Origin of the sequence: Thiospirillum jenense, from assembly GCF_014145225.1 — a bacterium.
Lineage (GTDB): Bacteria > Pseudomonadota > Gammaproteobacteria > Chromatiales > Chromatiaceae > Thiospirillum > Thiospirillum jenense.
In genome coordinates, this window is record NZ_JABVCQ010000043.1 from 1 (window position 1) to 15,098 (window position 15,098).

Genomic DNA, 15,098 nt, shown 5'->3' on the forward strand with positions numbered 1-15,098 from the left:
TCTATAGTTGTACCAATTTTAGCGAACGGAGTACGCGCTTATTTAATCGTCATGATAGCACATTGGACTGATATGCAATTTGCTATTGGAGTAGATCATTTAATCTATGGCTGGGTATTCTTTGGATTGGTCATGTTTTTATTATTTGCTTTGGGACATTTATGGAGAGAACCAGCACCCATAGAACTCAAGATTTCTCCTGACTCGACCACAAGCACCCGTCCCCCTTTTATTGTTAAGAATATTTACTCGCTTGTTTTCAGTTCAATCCAAAATCTGACAAAACAACAAGTTGTTTATTTGATTAAAGGCAATGCTTTACTGTCAGTTAGTCTGTTAATGTTATTAACATTTCCAACACTAGACAGCATAATTTCAATGCCCGCCAATGACAGTAGCACACCTCTCATATTGCCCAACGGTCAAGCGGGTTGGTTAAATATAGAGAATACATTGATTAATTGGACGCCACGTTATTTAAACACGACTCAATTAGAGCGCCAAAGTTATCGCAAAGATAATCATCAAGTCAAATTGATTGTTGCATTTTATGCAAATGCAACAGGTGAGCTAATTAATTCAGAAAATGTTTTAGTACCAGAAAAAGATGTGTATTGGCGCATGCCTAATCAACATCAATATGTTGCCGATATTGCCGGTAAACAACAAACAGTTATTGAATCGCAACTGCATTCAGCAACATCACAATGGTTGATTTGGCATTGGTATTGGGTTAATGGTACTGTCACAACAAATACCATTCATGCTAAGTTAGTTGCTACTTTTACTGTATTCAGCCGTCAGCCACGACGTGAAGCAGCAATTATAATAGCCACGCGATTTAGTGAAAAAACGCAGATCGAATTAGCAAGAATTCAATTAAAAGAGTTTGCTGGTGCGATGCGTGATTCAATTGAGAGCAACTTAAATACTACCATGTTATCCAATGAAAAAATCATTAGGAAACATTAGCTTTTAAAAATAAACACCTCGGTATTGACAATCATGTCACGTTCACTTGTTGATTCAACACATTTGGCATCCCCGCCTCTCATTGCGCATGTTATTTTTCGACTTGCGGTGGGTGGATTAGAGAATGGCTTAGTCAATCTCATCAATAGAATGCCGCCTGAGCGTTACCGTCACGCAATTATTTGTTTAACATCTTATACAGATTTTCAATACAGATTACAACGCGAAGTTCCAATATTTGCTTTAAATAAACGTGAGGGAAAAGATATTGGATTATATGTGCGTCTGTGGCAGTTATTACGGCAAATCCGTCCCGATATTTTGCATACTCGCAATCTAGCGACATTGGAAGCGCATTTGCCCGGGTTTTTAGCCGGTATTCCGCATCGGGTTCATGGTGAGCATGGTCACGATATGCACGATCTGGATAATAAAAGCCAAAAATATCGTTTTTTGCGCCGCGCTTACCGTCCACTCGTTCATCGGTTTATTCCTTTATCGCAAGCCCTCAATCATTATTTAGCGCATGATGTTGTTGTTGCACCGTCCAAATTACTGACCATTTGTAATGGAGTTGATACTAATCATTTTTCTCCCGTCACTGATTTGATTAGGGAGCGGCGGCAACTATTACCCCGCGATTTTTTTAATACGACGGCGCCGCTTATTGGTACCGTTGGACGTTTAGAATCGGTTAAAGATCAACTGACATTAGCACGGGCATTTGTTGAACTGGTACGAATGTTTCCAGATGAAAAAAATCAACCGCGTCTTATGATGATTGGCGATGGTTTATTAAAAAAGCACATTAATCAAATATTAGAGACTGCAAATGTTCAGCACCTGACATGGCTACCCGGTAGTCGTGATGACGTTTCAGCGTGTTTGCAAACCTTTGATATTTTTGTTTTGCCTTCATTAGGTGAGGGGATTTCAAATACCATTTTAGAAGCAATGGCGACTGGGCTACCAATTATTGCTACCGATGTCGGTGGGAATAGTGAATTAGTGCGCCATGATTACAATGGGTTTTTAGTTCCGCGTGCCGATCCTGATACGCTAGCAAAACAGCTTTATATCTATTGCACAAATCCTGTATTGCGCCAAACACATGGTCAGGCGAGCCGAACCCGCGCTGTCAATGAGTTTAGCATTGATATGATGGTCACGCGCTATCTTGCTTTGTATGATGAGTTAATGGCGCTTTGTTAAATAACCATTGTGAGTTGTCTAATTAAAATAGCCACTCATGTTAAATACGTTCTAAAGTGCGAAATGTCATGTCAAACGCATTTAACGCATCACGCGGGCGTTGTTCTTGATTGATTTCTTGCCAGTCGTCAGGATTCCACATTGGAAAATAAACGTCACCGACAATCTCCGCATCAATAAGTGTCAAATATAAACGACTGGCTCTGACCAAACATGCTGCATATACAGAAGCGCCGCCAATAATCATAATTTCGGGTACTTGACCGGCGAGTTTTATTGCATCATCAAGATGATTAGTAATTAAAACACTATTGGGCGCTTGGAAATCCAAATCACGAGTTAACACAATGTGCTGTCGTCCTGGCAACACTTTTGGTAAAGAACAAAAGGTCCGCCGTCCCATAATCATAGGTTTACCCATTGTCAATTGTTTAAATCTTAATAGGTCAGCGGGTAAATGCCAGGGCAAGGCATTTGCGTGTCCGATGACTCCATTGTGGGCAATGGCGGCAATGATAGATAAGTGAGGTAATTGATGACGCATTGACTAAACTAACGATTATTGTTTTAATAAAATGACTGTAAACTGACTAATTAAAAAACACAAGGAAAAAATCATGCCTGATTATCGTTCCCGCACCACTACTCATGGACGCATGATGGCTGGCGCTCGGTCGCTGTGGCGCGCAACCGGGATGACAGATGCCGATTTTAATAAACCAATTATCGCCATTGCGAATTCATTTACGCAATTCGTGCCGGGACATGTTCAATTAAAAGATTTGGGGCAACTCATTGCCGCCGAAATTGCGCGGGCGGGCGGGGTAGCAAAAGAGTTTAATACCATTGCGATTGATGATGGTATTGCAATGGGTCACGGTGGCATGTTGTATTCACTGCCATCCCGCGATCTCATTGCCGATTCAGTCGAGTTTATGGCAAATGCTCATTGTGCCGACGCGCTGGTTTGTTTATCTAGTTGCGATAAGATCACGCCGGGCATGTTAATGGCGTCATTGCGTTTAAATATCCCGACGATTTTTATTTCTGGCGGGCCGATGGAGGCCGGTAAAATACAAACCAGTGATGGTGAACAGCATCTTGATTTAATTGATGCAATGGTGATTGCCGCCGACCCGCAACGCACGGATGCCGAGGTTGCTAAATATGAACGTGCTGCCTGTCCAACCTGCGGTTCATGTTCGGGGATGTTCACGGCTAATTCAATGAACTGTTTAGTTGAAGCATTGGGTATGAGTTTACCGGGCAATGGTTCTTTATTGGCAACGCACACCGCTCGGCGGCAGTTATTTATTGAAACTGGGCGGTTGATTGTTGAAATAACCAAGCGTTGGTATGAGCAGAACGATGCGCGGGTATTACCACGTTCAATTGCCAGTTTTGCCGCATTTGAAAATGCAATGGCATTAGATATTGCAATGGGCGGGTCAACCAATACGGTTTTACACATTCTCGCCGCTGCGCATGAAGCAGGGGTTAATTTTACAATGGCCGATATTGATCGGTTGAGTAGAAAAATACCGAACTTGTGTAAGGTTGCGCCATCATCATCTTATCATTTAGAAGATGTGCATCGTGCGGGCGGTGTAATGGGCATTTTGGGTGAATTAAATCAGGCGGGGTTAATTCATGCCGATGTACCAACGGTGCATAGTGAATCATTAGCGGCGGCACTTTCTATTTGGGATGTAGCGCATACGCATAATACAAATGCAACAGCGTTGTATCGCGCCGCACCAGGTGGCGTACCCACGCAAACTGCATTTAGTCAAAGCGCGTTATGGTTAGATTTGGATTTAGATCGTGAAGACGGTTGTATTCGAGATATTGCACACGCCTATAGTCAAGATGGCGGATTGGCGGTGTTGTATGGCAATTTAGCCGAGGCGGGTTGTATTGTAAAAACGGCGGGTGTGGATCAAAACATATTACGCTTTATTGGCCCGGCGCGTATTTTTGAAAGTCAAGAAACAGCAGTTGAAGCGATTTTAATGGATCGTATTCAAGCGGGTGATGTGGTGATTATTCGTTATGAAGGGCCGAAAGGCGGTCCGGGAATGCAGGAAATGCTTTATCCAACCAGTTATTTGAAATCAAAAGGCTTGGGTAAAAGCTGCGCGTTAATTACCGACGGGCGGTTTTCAGGTGGCACGGCGGGTTTATCAATTGGTCATGTGTCACCCGAAGCGGCGGCAGGCGGGGCAATCGGTTTATTAGAAGAGGGCGATGAAATTATTATTGATATTCCGCAGCGCCGTATTGCGGTTAATCTCCCTGATACTGAATTAACTGCGCGGCGGCAGCGAATGACGGAAAAGGGTGCGCAGGCGTGGCAGCCATTGAATCGGCAACGGCCGGTCTCTGCTGCTTTGCACGCCTACGCGGCATTAACCACCAGCGCGGCGTCAGGTGCGGTGCGGGATTTATCGCAATTGCAGCGTCAATAACCAGCGCCATCACGCGCAATAAAAAACCGCTCGGTGATTGAATCAACGCGAGCGGTTTTTTAATTGGATTGAAAATGAAAGCTGGTGCCCAGGGCGGGAGTCGAACCCGCATGACCGAAGTCGAGGGATTTTAAGTCCCTTGCGTCTACCAATTTCGCCACCTGGGCAGGTCATTTGGAGGCTGAGTCCGGAATCGAACCGGAGTCAACGGTTTTGCAGACCGGTGCATGACCACTCTGCCACTCAGCCAAGACGCGCAATTCTAGCCGCTTATGTCGCGCTTGTCACTACCAAAATGTTGCGCGTTGACGCGGCAAAATAACTCCAAATGGCTGTAATGACTTTTTAGCACAACTCCTTGTTTAAACAATTAAAAATGACTAGATTGCTTAAATTTTAGTGCAGACTAACTAGAATTGTTATTAGGAGTCGTGTTATTTTTAGCAATCTTCTTGCCCGCCTTTTACTGGAGCTTTGAGTTTTATGTCCACTGCACTGACGGATGCCGATTTGACCCTCACCACTGCTGCCAACAGCAAAATGGCTGAATTGTTCACGCAAATTGAAGACAACATTGTTGGAGTGCGCCTGTACGCGACGGGCGGCGGGTGCAGTGGCGTCAGCTTTGGCATGGCATTTACCGACGTGATTGACGAGGACGACGGCGTCCGCGACTTTGCCACGTTCAAAGTCATCGTTGACGACAGCACCTTGGAATATTTGCGCGGCGTTGAAATTGACTTTGTTGACAACGACGACGGCAATGCCACCTTTATTTTCAATAACTTACCGATGATCAACAGCGGCGGGTGCAACTGTAGCAGTTCTTCCTCAGATGGCGGTTGCGGGACTTCCTCCTCAGGCGCTGGCGGCGGTTGCGGCAGCAACTCCGCAGGTGGCGGTTGCGCATGATTCGCGTTGCCGTCGTCGGGGCGACGGGGTACACCGGCTCAGAACTCCTGCGCTTATTGGTCGTGCATCCGCACGTCGAGCTGGCCGCCGTCACCTCGCGCACCGAGGCTGGCGTCGCGGTCGCCACCATGTTCCCGCAATTGCGCGGACATTGTTCACTGGCATTTTGCGCGCCTGACCTCGGGCAATTGGGCGAGTGTGATCTGGTTTTTTTCGCCACGCCTAACGGGACGGCCATGACGCAGGTGCCGGCATTGTTGCAGCGCGGGGCGCGAGTGATTGATTTGGCAGCCGATTTTCGGTTGCGTGACGTGGCGGTGTGGGAACGCTGGTACGGTATGACGCACGCCTGCCCTGAGTTACTCGCCGAGGCGGTGTACGGCTTGCCTGAACTGTACCGCGAGGCGGTGCGCACGGCGCGGATCGTGGCTAATCCCGGCTGCTATCCAACGGCGGTGACGTTGGGATTTTTGCCGCTGCTCGACGCGCAAGTGGTTGATTTGACAGCATTAATTGCCGATGTCAAGTCGGGCGCGAGCGGCGCGGGACGCAAAGCCAGTACCAATTTATTGCTGGCGGAGGCGGGCGAAAGTTTCAAAGCCTACAGCGTCAACGGGCATCGCCATCAACCGGAAATCGTGCAAACGCTGGCCGCCGTCGCTGGGGTGCAACCCACGCTCACCTTTGTGCCGCATTTGGTGCCAATGGTGCGCGGCATTGAGGCGACTTTGTACGCGCCGCCGGTTGGTGATGATGCGCTTGATTTACAAGCGATTTTTGAGCGCCGCTATCAACATGAACCCTTTGTGGATGTCATGCCGCCCGGGTCGCATCCGGAAACGCGCTCGGTACGCGGCACTAACCTGTGTCGTTTAGCCGTGACGGTGCCGTCAACCAGTGGCGTGGTGGTGATCCAATCCGTCATAGATAACCTCGTCAAGGGCGCTGCCGGTCAAGCCGTGCAAAACATGAATCTCATGTTTGGGTACGATGAGACATGCGGGTTGTGCGCCGTTGCATTAGCACCGTAGGTCAGTTTCATGGGATGGAATCCGCAAGTCGGCCCGTCACGGCGCTTGTATAGTCGAGATCACACGCCACTGTGGCGACTGGTGGGCTGTCTAGTTTTAATGGCGGCGGCCTTTGCATTTGGCTACCAATTGACGCATCGCGGCGTGGTGGATGATGAAACGCAATTATTCACCTTGCGCGAAGAGCGGGATCGGCTATTAACTGAATTGACTGCCGTGCGTGAACAGGCGCGGCTTTTGGAACACACGCAGCACACCGATCTGGAAACTGCTCATTTGGCGCAAACGCAATTACAAACTGCCCAGCAGGAGCGCGAAACCTGTCAGCGTCAAGTTGAGGCATTTGAACAACTCGCGCACGCCAACGGGTTCGGCATTGCCCAGGTTGAAGAGTTTTATTTGTGGAAAACGTCAGCCGCTCATCAATTCAATTACCGCTTTACCATTAAACAGTTAATTGACAATTTTGGCGAATCAAAAGGGCGGATCACGGTCACGTTGGTCGGGCATCGTGCCAATGGCGCGAGTTTGCGGTTGACACTTGCCGAGCTGACTGGCTCTAAACCCAATTCGCACTGGGCGCGCTTTGACCATTTCCAACAGTTCAGCGGTAGTGTGCTGATTCCGGCTGATTTTACGCCGCAGCAACTGGCTATCACGCTCGATCCAACCACCAAAAATCTGCTGGCGCTGTCCACCGCATTTGCCTGGACACCCGCTGATAACGCACCCAAAACAGTCACACCGTAGCATCACGGGCGGCTGATAAACCCCATCACTCGCGGCTCATCAATTGATAGATGCGGTTCATTGCGCACCGCATCCGCCGCAAACTCAACTCAACAGCATTTTGGAATCTGTCATGGATTACCTCGAAGACCAACTCGCCCTCCTGCGGCGCGGCACCGCTGAAATCATCAGCGAAACTGAATTGCGGCAAAAACTCGCCACCGGCCGCCCGCTGCGTATCAAAGCTGGGTTCGATCCCACCGCGCCGGATTTGCACCTCGGCCACACGGTGCTGCTGAACAAGTTGCGGCAATTTCAACGCGCTGGCCATCACATTCTGTTCCTGATCGGCGATTTTACCGGCATGATCGGCGACCCGACCGGCAAAAATGCGATCCGCAAACCGCTCGCACCGGAGGAAGTGCAAGCCAACGCCGCGACGTATCGGGCGCAGGTGTTCCGCATTCTCGATCCCGACGCGACCGAGGTCGTGTTCAATTCAACGTGGCTGAATACGCTGGCGCCGCAGGATTTCGTGCGGCTCGCGGCGCAATCCACCGTCGCTCGAATGCTCGAACGCGATGATTTTTCTAATCGTTATCGCGCCGGTCAGCCGATTGCGATTCACGAGTTTTTATATCCGCTCATTCAGGGACATGATTCAGTCGCGTTGCGGGCGGATGTTGAACTCGGCGGCACCGATCAAAAGTTCAATTTGTTAATGGGACGGCAATTACAAGTCAATGCCGGACAAGCGCCGCAAGTCGTGATGACGATGCCGATTTTGGAAGGATTGGACGGGGTGCAAAAGATGTCTAAATCACTCGGCAATTACATTGCGATTGCCGATTCACCAATTGAGATGTTCGGCAAGGTGATGTCGGTATCGGATGAATTGATGTGGCGTTATTTTGAATTGCTGAGTGAGCGGTCGTTATTAGACATCAATGCGTGGCGGCAATCAGTTTTGGACGGCGCTAATCCGCGTGATATTAAGTTTTTATTAGCGGAGGAATTGGTCACGCGCTTTCATAGTCGCGCTGATGCCGAATACGCACACGCCGATTTTATAGCGCGTTTTCAACGCGGCGCATTACCGACCGATTTACCCGAGGTGCGCGTGACCTGTGATGGGGACGCATTGCCGCTGGCGCAGGTATTGAAATTAGCGGGATTGGTGACGAGTACGTCGGAGGCATTGCGCATGATTAAACAGGGCGCAGTGAAATTGGATGGCGAGCGGGTGAGTGATGCGCAATTGGTATTGAAAACTGGTCATACGGCGGTGGTGCAGGTGGGGAAAAGACGGGCGGCGCGGGTGAGGGTTGAGGCGGTAGAGTAGAGTGATGAAAAATGCAGTTTGTGGTTGTTAGGCGGATTAAGAAATGATATTTGAAATAAACACTATCATTTGCGGTGATAGCCATGATCTGATTGGCAAAGTCGCAGACAAGTCTATTGACTTGATTGTGTGTGATGGCCCTTATGGAGTCACCCAACATGATTGGGATAAAGTGTTGTCAATACAGGAGTACAACCTTGATCTAATTAAACAGTTTTCTGCAAAACTCAAGGATGGCGGCGCGCTTTATTTATTTGGCAAGCCAGACTGCATCGACTTTATTGATTACCGACCCTATCTAAATCTACGATCTAAAATTGTTTGGTATCAACCGAGTAGGCTGGCACAAGGCCGGCTCAGTTACACGAATAATTATGACATTATCTGCTATTTTATTAAAGGAAATAGCCCGCGCTGTTTTAATTTAGACGATATAAGAGTTGCGCAATTAGTAGAGTTGGAACATCGCTTGAGGTGCGAAAATGTCCCATCCGTTACTAATGGACGGTATGGCAAAACTAAGTTTAATGATAAAGGAAAAAATCCCGGTGATGTATGGGGCGATATTAAACAACTCACATACAAATCTAAAGAGTTGGTCAGTCGTAACGCGCTGAATACGATTCAAAAACCAGAAAAACTGATTGAGCGGTTAATTTTAGCAAGTTCAAATGAGGGTGATCTTGTTTTGGATCCATTTGCAGGGGTAAGCACTTGCCCGGTCGTTTGCAAGCGACATCTTAGGAATTTTATTGCCTTTGAAATCAATCCTGAATTTGTGGCGGCAGGCAATGAAAGATTGAAAGCATTGGAGTATGGTCAAAATGTCATCAGGCTTTCAAATGGCGCGTGATACTTATAGAAAGATAATTGAATTAATATTAGAAGCCGCCGCGATTGCAAGAACCATAGTAATCCAAACGGTTGCTGATCAATTTTTTGAGAAATTTTTGGGTTGGGGTTATTCTTAGAATTGAGGCTTTTTTAAACAACGGAGAAAAAATGAAATTCAGAAATCCATCAAATGGCTATACTGAAAAGGTTTCTTCAGTAGCATGGCTATGGGTATTACTATTTGGTACAATTTATTTTATTATTAAAGGCGTATGGACTCACGCTTTGGTTAGTTTTATTTTTGCGTTATTGACAGCTGGTATCTCTTGGTTAATTTATCCATTTTTTGCATCAAGTATTATGCGCAGACATTATCTCAAAAAAGGATGGATTGAAGTTAGTATATGAATATTTCAACTAAAAATCGTTAGTTATTCGCGTAACTGATCACATGCTTGATCCGGTGATGACGGTTTTTGAGTATGTGTATATGGTTTAAGTATCGCTTCACTAAAACGATTGTTGACAGTAACATCAGCCAAATAGATTGTGGTTGCCGCCTTTTAGCAATCCAACAATTAGCAAAACTTGCCTAGAGTAAGATTTTTATGATGTAAGTTGAATTATTAGAACAACAAATTGCCGAATTAGATGACGCTTCGTTTTCAAAGCTCCGCGATTGGTTTATTGAATTCGATCAAGTACGTTGGGATAAGAAATTAGCAGGATTGGTGACGAGTACGTCGGAGGCGTTGCGCATGATTAAACAGGGCGCAGTGAAATTGGATGGCAAGCGGGTGAGTGATGCGCAATTGGTATTGAAAACTGGTAATACGGCGGTGGTGCAGGTGGGGAAAAGACGGGCGGCGCGGGTGAGTGTTGGTGAGCCAGAGTAAAGCGACTAATAACGCACTATCCGCTTGACATTGGTTTGAGGTATCAGTTAGAAACTGATTTTTACGGTTGACTTTGATCTCGTGAGTTGAGGTCAGAGTTTCGTTGGACTACAAGGAAAGACATATGAGTTATTTCGTTACAATTACTTTTGATCTTGAGAATCCGTCCCAGTCGCCCCACGGAACGAATGTATATTCAAAGATTACGAAAGATTTTGATAATATTGATTTTTCAAGAATTGTAACAGGTAAGAGAAAAATTGACCGTCAGCTTCCGTCCAATACCTACGTTGCTGAGTTTGATGATGATGTTGATCATCAGTCTGAAATTGCTGAATTCGTAAAGGGTGAGCTGAAAAAGATATTTACTAAATATTCCGTCAAGGGAAAGTATTTCATTTCTGTTGGCAAGAACTGGTCATGGAAATTTGGAACATTTTGAGATAAGCCTACAAGGCGCCTACAGTAGCCGCGTAGATTGGGTTGCTACCTTTTAGCAACCCAACATCCCTTTAACAAGCCATTCCTAGCCATCCAAAAAATGATGACAGACTCTTACGCATTTATTAGCTACCAAACTGACGACAAGCATATCGCTGGTCAAATCAAGATCGCCCTTGAGCGGATCGGTATTAACGCATTTCTCGCGCATGAAGATATTGAGGTCTCGGAAGAGTGGAGAATCAAAATCCTCGAAGAAATAAAAACCGCAGACATATTTATATGCTTATTGAGTAAAAACTACATAGCATCTCAATGGTGTACACAAGAGGCGGGAATCGCAGCCTTCAGAACGGATATGACTGTCATTCCGCTGTCACTTGATGGAACTACGCCACCAGCATTTTTAAGCAATATACAGTCTGCAAAAATTGATCCAAATTCGTTTGAAATTAAGGCGATAATACCAGCGTTTATAAAAATTTCCTTTTCAAAAGGGATAGCGATTACTATCCAAATGATTCGCTCCTCACCAAACTACCGAAGGGCTGAAGAAAACTTTAGGTTAATTCTCCCGCACCTCGATAAACTATCCCTCCAGCAAGGTCATGCTTTGCTAGAGGGAGCAATGCAAAATGACCAAGTATATGATGCAGGAGCTTGTGCCAAGCAATATATTCCACAAGTACTGCGGTTATTCGGTAATACACTTGATGAATCAGAAAGAAAATGGCTTGAAGAGGTGTGTCGCAGATATGGAGCGATGATCTAAGCTGCTTAGGTTGAATTGCCGCCTTTTAACAACCCAACATCAATTAAACACCCCATCTCAGCCACCCGCTTCACTCTCACTCGTCGGCTGGGCGTGGCGTTAAACCTCACATCTCAATCTTATTTCCAACCCAGCGTCCGGCAAATGAAAATAGTGACATTAAAAATTGATGAGCGTGTCAGTGAAAAGTTCATTTGGCTTCTTGAACATTTTTCGCCAGATGAAATCAAGATTTTAGAACAAAGCGAATATATTGATGATGATACTTATCTTCGCACGATTAAAGGAATGACACAAAGTATTCTCGAAGCTAAGAACGAACCAACAAAAAACGGTGTCACGCTCGATCAATTGGAGTGGTGATGTACACCGTTATCTTTATGACACAAGCTCAGAAAGATGCTAAAAAACTCGCTGCAAGCGGCTTGAAAGAAAAAACATTAGATTTGATAACTCTTATTCAAAAACAGCCATATCAATATCCGCCAGAATACGAATATCTCAAGGGTGACATGAAAGGATTAATCAGTAGAAGAATCAACAAACAGCACAGACTTGTATATGAGGTGATTGAAAAAGATAAGATCATCAAAATCTATCGCATGTGGACTCACTATGAATAAAACGGAATAAAGTCTAATCAGCCGCATAGATTGTGTTGCCACCTTTTAACAACCCAACAATGAGCAAGACTCGCCTAGAGTGAGATTTTTATGATGCAAGTTGAATTATTAAAACAACAAATTGCCGAATTAGATGACGCTTCGTTTTCAAAGCTCCGCGATTGGTTTATTGAATTCGATCAAGTACGTTGGGATAAAAAATTAGAAGCCGATTCCAATGCTGGAAAACTAGATTTCCTTATTAAGGCGGCATACGCTGAACACGAAGCTGGACTAACGCGAGACCTTTGAAACACAAAACCGCTTCCAGCTTCTGGGCTTGTTACGAACGCCTACCTGTAGAAATTCACAGCCTCGCCAAAAAGAACTTTCAATTGCTAAAAGCCGATCATTCTCACCCTTCTTTACAATTCAAGAAAGTAGGCAAAGTTTGGTCAGCCCGCGTTGGCTCGAATTACCGTGCAGTAGCCACGCAGATTGAAGGAGGATTTCTTTGGGTTTGGATAGGCACTCACGCAGAATATGACAAACTGCTTGCTTAACATGCTTTTTGGGCAAACTCACCGAATGGTCAATCTCGAATTATTCGGCCGCATAGACTAGGTTGCCACCTTTTAACAACCCAACAATGAGCAAAACTCGCCTAGAGTGAGATTTTTATGATGCAAGTTGAATTATTAGAACAACAGCTGTGTAGATTGGGTTGCTACCTTTCGGCAACCCAACCCCCAATTAAACACACCACACTGGCCGTCCGCTTTGCTCGAATGAACTTATTCGCAACCAATAAGCGATATGCACACTGTTTACGTTGAAACATCAATTATTAGTTACTTGCGGCAAAAACCAAGGAGCCAAATTGTGACAGCAGCACGTCAATTGCTGACGCATCGCTGGTGGAATGAAGAACGCAGCCAATATGAGCTGGTTATTTCGCAATATGTGATTGATGAAGCGTCAGCCGGTCACCCCGCGCTTGCAGCAGAACGGATGCAATTGCTTAATGGTATTCCGCTGTTGCCACATGCACCTGACATTGTAACTCTTGCTAAAGCAATCATGTCGCTTGGCGTCCTACCAGCAAAAGCACAGGTTGATGCGCTTCATATCGCGGCTATTGCGTACCATGAAATACAGTATTAGCTAACTTGGAATTGTAAGCACATTGCTAATGCAAAAATCCTCCCGCGTATTCACGCGCTGCTTGCAAAAAATGACATTCCTATACCAATAATATGCACACCAGAGGAGTTATTAGGCGATGACGCAATTTGATTCAATCATTGAAGAAATACATCAAACACGCGAGAAAATCTCTGAGCGATTTGGCGGTAACATTGCTGCAATTGCCGAAGATGCAGCCCAGCGTCAGGCAGCGTCAAGCCGTTTGATTTGGAAAACAAATGCGCCTAATAAATCGAGGCAACCGATCAACCGTGTTTATTTGTCTGATGCCGGCTGAAGTTATCGCCACGCGCAAGCGGCGTAGGTTGAATGACCGCCTTTTAATAACCCAACTCCCCAATGAAACCCGCCTCCCCAGACGCCCACTTCGCCCTCACTCGCCGGCTGGGCATGGCATTAAACCTCACACATCACTCTTATTTCCAACTCAGCGTCCGGCAAATGAAAATCGTGACGTTAAAAATTGATGAGCGTGTCAAAATTCATTTGGTCAAATCCAAGAACGAACCAATAAACAACGGTGTCATGTTCGATAAAGTCAAATAGCGATGTACGCCGTTATCTTTATGGCGCACACTCAAAATAACAATTTTAGTCAACAAGTAAATTGCTATGATGAATTTTACGGTAACAATTGATAGGGACGAAGACGGCATGTGGATTATTGAATGTCCTGCGATTCCGGGTTGCGTGAGTCAAGGTACAACAAAAGACGCAGCATTAGAAAATATCAAAGACGCCATTGCATTGTGTTTAGAAGTGCGAGCAGAAAAAGGATTTCCATTAACGATTGAAACCAGGCAGATCGAGGTGACTGCCTAATGCCGCCGTTGCCAACATTGAGTGGCAATGAAGTGGTTCGAATATTTGAACGATTTGGATGGGCAGTTGCTCGCCAAAAAGGCAGCCATATTATTCTAGTAAAGGATAATAGCCTAGTCACATTATCGGTTCCAGATCATAAAGAGATCGCAAAAGGAACACTTCGCAGTTTAATAAGAGCGTCTGGATTGACAGTGTCGGAGTTCAATGAAAAAATTGGACATTAACCATCAAGTTCTATGTGATTAGAAATGCGTTTATTAAAAAACCGCATAGGTTAGGTTGCCGCCTTTTAGCACCCAACCCCAATTAAACACACCACCCCAACCGCCCGCTTCATTCTCTCGTCGGCTGGGCATGGCGTTAAACCTCACGCATCAATCTTATTTATAACTCAGCGTCCGGCAAATAAAAATCGTGATATTAAAAGCGTCAGCCGCGTAGTTCTCAATTAGACTGCACAGAAGCTACTCAGCCGAATCATTAGATAAAAAACAGCAGAATTGATCGCCATGAAATTTGATTGGGATTCAAAAAAAGCTGCTGCAAACATCCGAAAACACGGCGTCTCTTGTGAAGAAGCTGGCACTGTTTTTGGTGATCCGATGGCACTCACGTTTAATGATCCAGATCATTCAACAGGTGAAATGCATTTCCTAACTTTCGGAATAACGAGAACCAATCAGTGCGTGATCGTGTCTTATACTGAGTGGCAAGGCATCACCGAATCATTAGCGCTCGCAAAATGCGTAAGCAAGAAAGAGATATTTATGAAAACGACTAAATCTAGCAGTGACGACATGCGTTCAAAATATAAGCGCGATGATTTAGGGGTGGGTGTGCGCGGCAAACATTACCG

21 protein-coding genes and 2 tRNA genes are annotated in these 15,098 nt (G+C 45.6%); 20 read left to right on the plus strand and 3 right to left on the minus strand.

The features are described 5' to 3' along the window. Both HUK38_RS13540 and HUK38_RS13545 read left to right on the plus strand, forming a co-directional pair. Positions 1-972 (plus strand): exosortase C-terminal domain/associated protein EpsI (locus HUK38_RS13540; RefSeq protein WP_182584867.1); only part of this gene is annotated, 972 nt, incomplete at its 5' end. A gap of 33 nt (positions 973-1,005) precedes the next feature. Next, positions 1,006-2,184: a TIGR03088 family PEP-CTERM/XrtA system glycosyltransferase gene (locus HUK38_RS13545; RefSeq protein ID WP_194374896.1), complete on the plus strand. Its 1,179-nt coding sequence runs from the start codon at positions 1,006-1,008 to the stop codon at positions 2,182-2,184. A 40-nt stretch (positions 2,185-2,224) separates the two neighbouring features. Here the strand turns inward: HUK38_RS13545 and HUK38_RS13550 are convergent, their stop codons facing one another. Then, on the minus strand, positions 2,225-2,728 hold the full coding sequence (locus HUK38_RS13550) for a dihydrofolate reductase (RefSeq protein WP_182584868.1): 504 nt from the start codon (positions 2,726-2,728) through the stop codon (positions 2,225-2,227). Positions 2,729-2,801: 73 nt separating this feature from the next. On the opposite strand from HUK38_RS13550, the gene ilvD reads away from it, so the two are divergent. Beyond that, positions 2,802-4,652, plus strand: coding sequence for a dihydroxy-acid dehydratase (gene ilvD / locus HUK38_RS13555; RefSeq protein WP_182584869.1), 1,851 nt, complete (start codon positions 2,802-2,804; stop codon positions 4,650-4,652). 82 nt (positions 4,653-4,734) lie between these two features. Here ilvD and HUK38_RS13560 read toward each other — a convergent pair. Both HUK38_RS13560 and HUK38_RS13565 read right to left on the minus strand, forming a co-directional pair. Continuing rightward, a tRNA-Leu gene (locus HUK38_RS13560) sits at positions 4,735-4,819 on the minus strand. Between the two features lie 8 nt (positions 4,820-4,827). After that, a tRNA-Cys gene (locus tag HUK38_RS13565) sits at positions 4,828-4,901 on the minus strand. A 234-nt stretch (positions 4,902-5,135) separates the two neighbouring features. Between HUK38_RS13565 and HUK38_RS13570 the strand changes: the two genes are divergently transcribed. The 17 genes from HUK38_RS13570 to HUK38_RS13655 all read left to right on the plus strand — a co-directional run. Beyond that, a complete protein-coding gene (locus HUK38_RS13570) occupies positions 5,136-5,564 on the plus strand; it encodes a HesB/IscA family protein (protein WP_182584870.1) in 429 nt (142 codons plus the stop codon). After that, positions 5,561-6,595 carry an N-acetyl-gamma-glutamyl-phosphate reductase gene (gene argC, locus HUK38_RS13575; RefSeq protein WP_182584871.1) on the plus strand — a complete coding sequence of 345 codons (1,035 nt, stop codon included), beginning with the start codon at positions 5,561-5,563 and terminating at the stop codon, positions 6,593-6,595. Before HUK38_RS13570 ends, argC begins: the two co-directional genes overlap by 4 nt. Positions 6,596-6,604: 9 nt before the next feature. Beyond that, positions 6,605-7,345: a DUF6776 family protein gene (locus HUK38_RS13580; protein WP_182584872.1), complete on the plus strand. Its 741-nt coding sequence runs from the start codon at positions 6,605-6,607 to the stop codon at positions 7,343-7,345. A gap of 112 nt (positions 7,346-7,457) precedes the next feature. After that, positions 7,458-8,666, plus strand: coding sequence for a tyrosine--tRNA ligase (tyrS, locus tag HUK38_RS13585; RefSeq protein WP_182584873.1), 1,209 nt, complete (start codon positions 7,458-7,460; stop codon positions 8,664-8,666). A gap of 43 nt (positions 8,667-8,709) precedes the next feature. Further along, positions 8,710-9,519, plus strand: coding sequence for a DNA-methyltransferase (locus HUK38_RS13590; protein ID WP_182584874.1), 810 nt, complete (start codon positions 8,710-8,712; stop codon positions 9,517-9,519). An 86-nt stretch (positions 9,520-9,605) separates the two neighbouring features. Further along, positions 9,606-9,908: a hypothetical protein gene (locus tag HUK38_RS13595; RefSeq protein WP_182584875.1), complete on the plus strand. Its 303-nt coding sequence runs from the start codon at positions 9,606-9,608 to the stop codon at positions 9,906-9,908. A 323-nt stretch (positions 9,909-10,231) separates the two neighbouring features. Further along, entirely contained in the window at positions 10,232-10,396 is a 165-nt protein-coding gene (locus HUK38_RS13600) for a S4 domain-containing protein (protein WP_338065426.1), read from the plus strand. 124 nt (positions 10,397-10,520) lie between these two features. Then, the gene (locus tag HUK38_RS13605) at positions 10,521-10,838 is read left to right on the plus strand and encodes a hypothetical protein (protein WP_182584876.1); all 318 of its coding nucleotides are present in this window, start codon (positions 10,521-10,523) and stop codon (positions 10,836-10,838) included. Between the two features lie 99 nt (positions 10,839-10,937). Further along, positions 10,938-11,609, plus strand: coding sequence for a toll/interleukin-1 receptor domain-containing protein (locus HUK38_RS13610; protein ID WP_182584877.1), 672 nt, complete (start codon positions 10,938-10,940; stop codon positions 11,607-11,609). Between the two features lie 15 nt (positions 11,610-11,624). Then, on the plus strand, positions 11,625-11,972 hold the full coding sequence (locus tag HUK38_RS14945; protein WP_202985567.1) for a hypothetical protein: 348 nt from the start codon (positions 11,625-11,627) through the stop codon (positions 11,970-11,972). Then, a complete protein-coding gene (locus HUK38_RS13620) occupies positions 11,969-12,232 on the plus strand; it encodes a Txe/YoeB family addiction module toxin (RefSeq protein WP_338065427.1) in 264 nt (87 codons plus the stop codon). The genes HUK38_RS14945 and HUK38_RS13620 overlap by 4 nt, the downstream gene beginning before the upstream one ends. 90 nt (positions 12,233-12,322) lie before the next feature. Further along, a complete protein-coding gene (locus HUK38_RS13625; RefSeq protein WP_182584879.1) occupies positions 12,323-12,523 on the plus strand; it encodes a hypothetical protein in 201 nt (66 codons plus the stop codon). A 570-nt stretch (positions 12,524-13,093) separates the two neighbouring features. Then, complete coding sequence (locus HUK38_RS13635) at positions 13,094-13,375, plus strand: type II toxin-antitoxin system VapC family toxin (RefSeq protein ID WP_182584881.1); 282 nt, start codon at positions 13,094-13,096, stop codon at positions 13,373-13,375. Positions 13,376-13,493: 118 nt separating this feature from the next. Next, entirely contained in the window at positions 13,494-13,694 is a 201-nt protein-coding gene (locus HUK38_RS13640; RefSeq protein WP_182584882.1) for a hypothetical protein, read from the plus strand. A 338-nt stretch (positions 13,695-14,032) separates the two neighbouring features. After that, the gene (locus HUK38_RS13645; RefSeq protein WP_182584888.1) at positions 14,033-14,239 is read left to right on the plus strand and encodes a type II toxin-antitoxin system HicB family antitoxin; all 207 of its coding nucleotides are present in this window, start codon (positions 14,033-14,035) and stop codon (positions 14,237-14,239) included. After that, the gene (locus tag HUK38_RS13650; RefSeq protein WP_182584883.1) at positions 14,239-14,466 is read left to right on the plus strand and encodes a type II toxin-antitoxin system HicA family toxin; all 228 of its coding nucleotides are present in this window, start codon (positions 14,239-14,241) and stop codon (positions 14,464-14,466) included. Before HUK38_RS13645 ends, HUK38_RS13650 begins: the two co-directional genes overlap by 1 nt. Positions 14,467-14,751: 285 nt before the next feature. Continuing rightward, positions 14,752-15,098: BrnT family toxin (locus tag HUK38_RS13655; protein ID WP_182584884.1), on the plus strand; the 347-nt coding region annotated here is incomplete at its 3' end.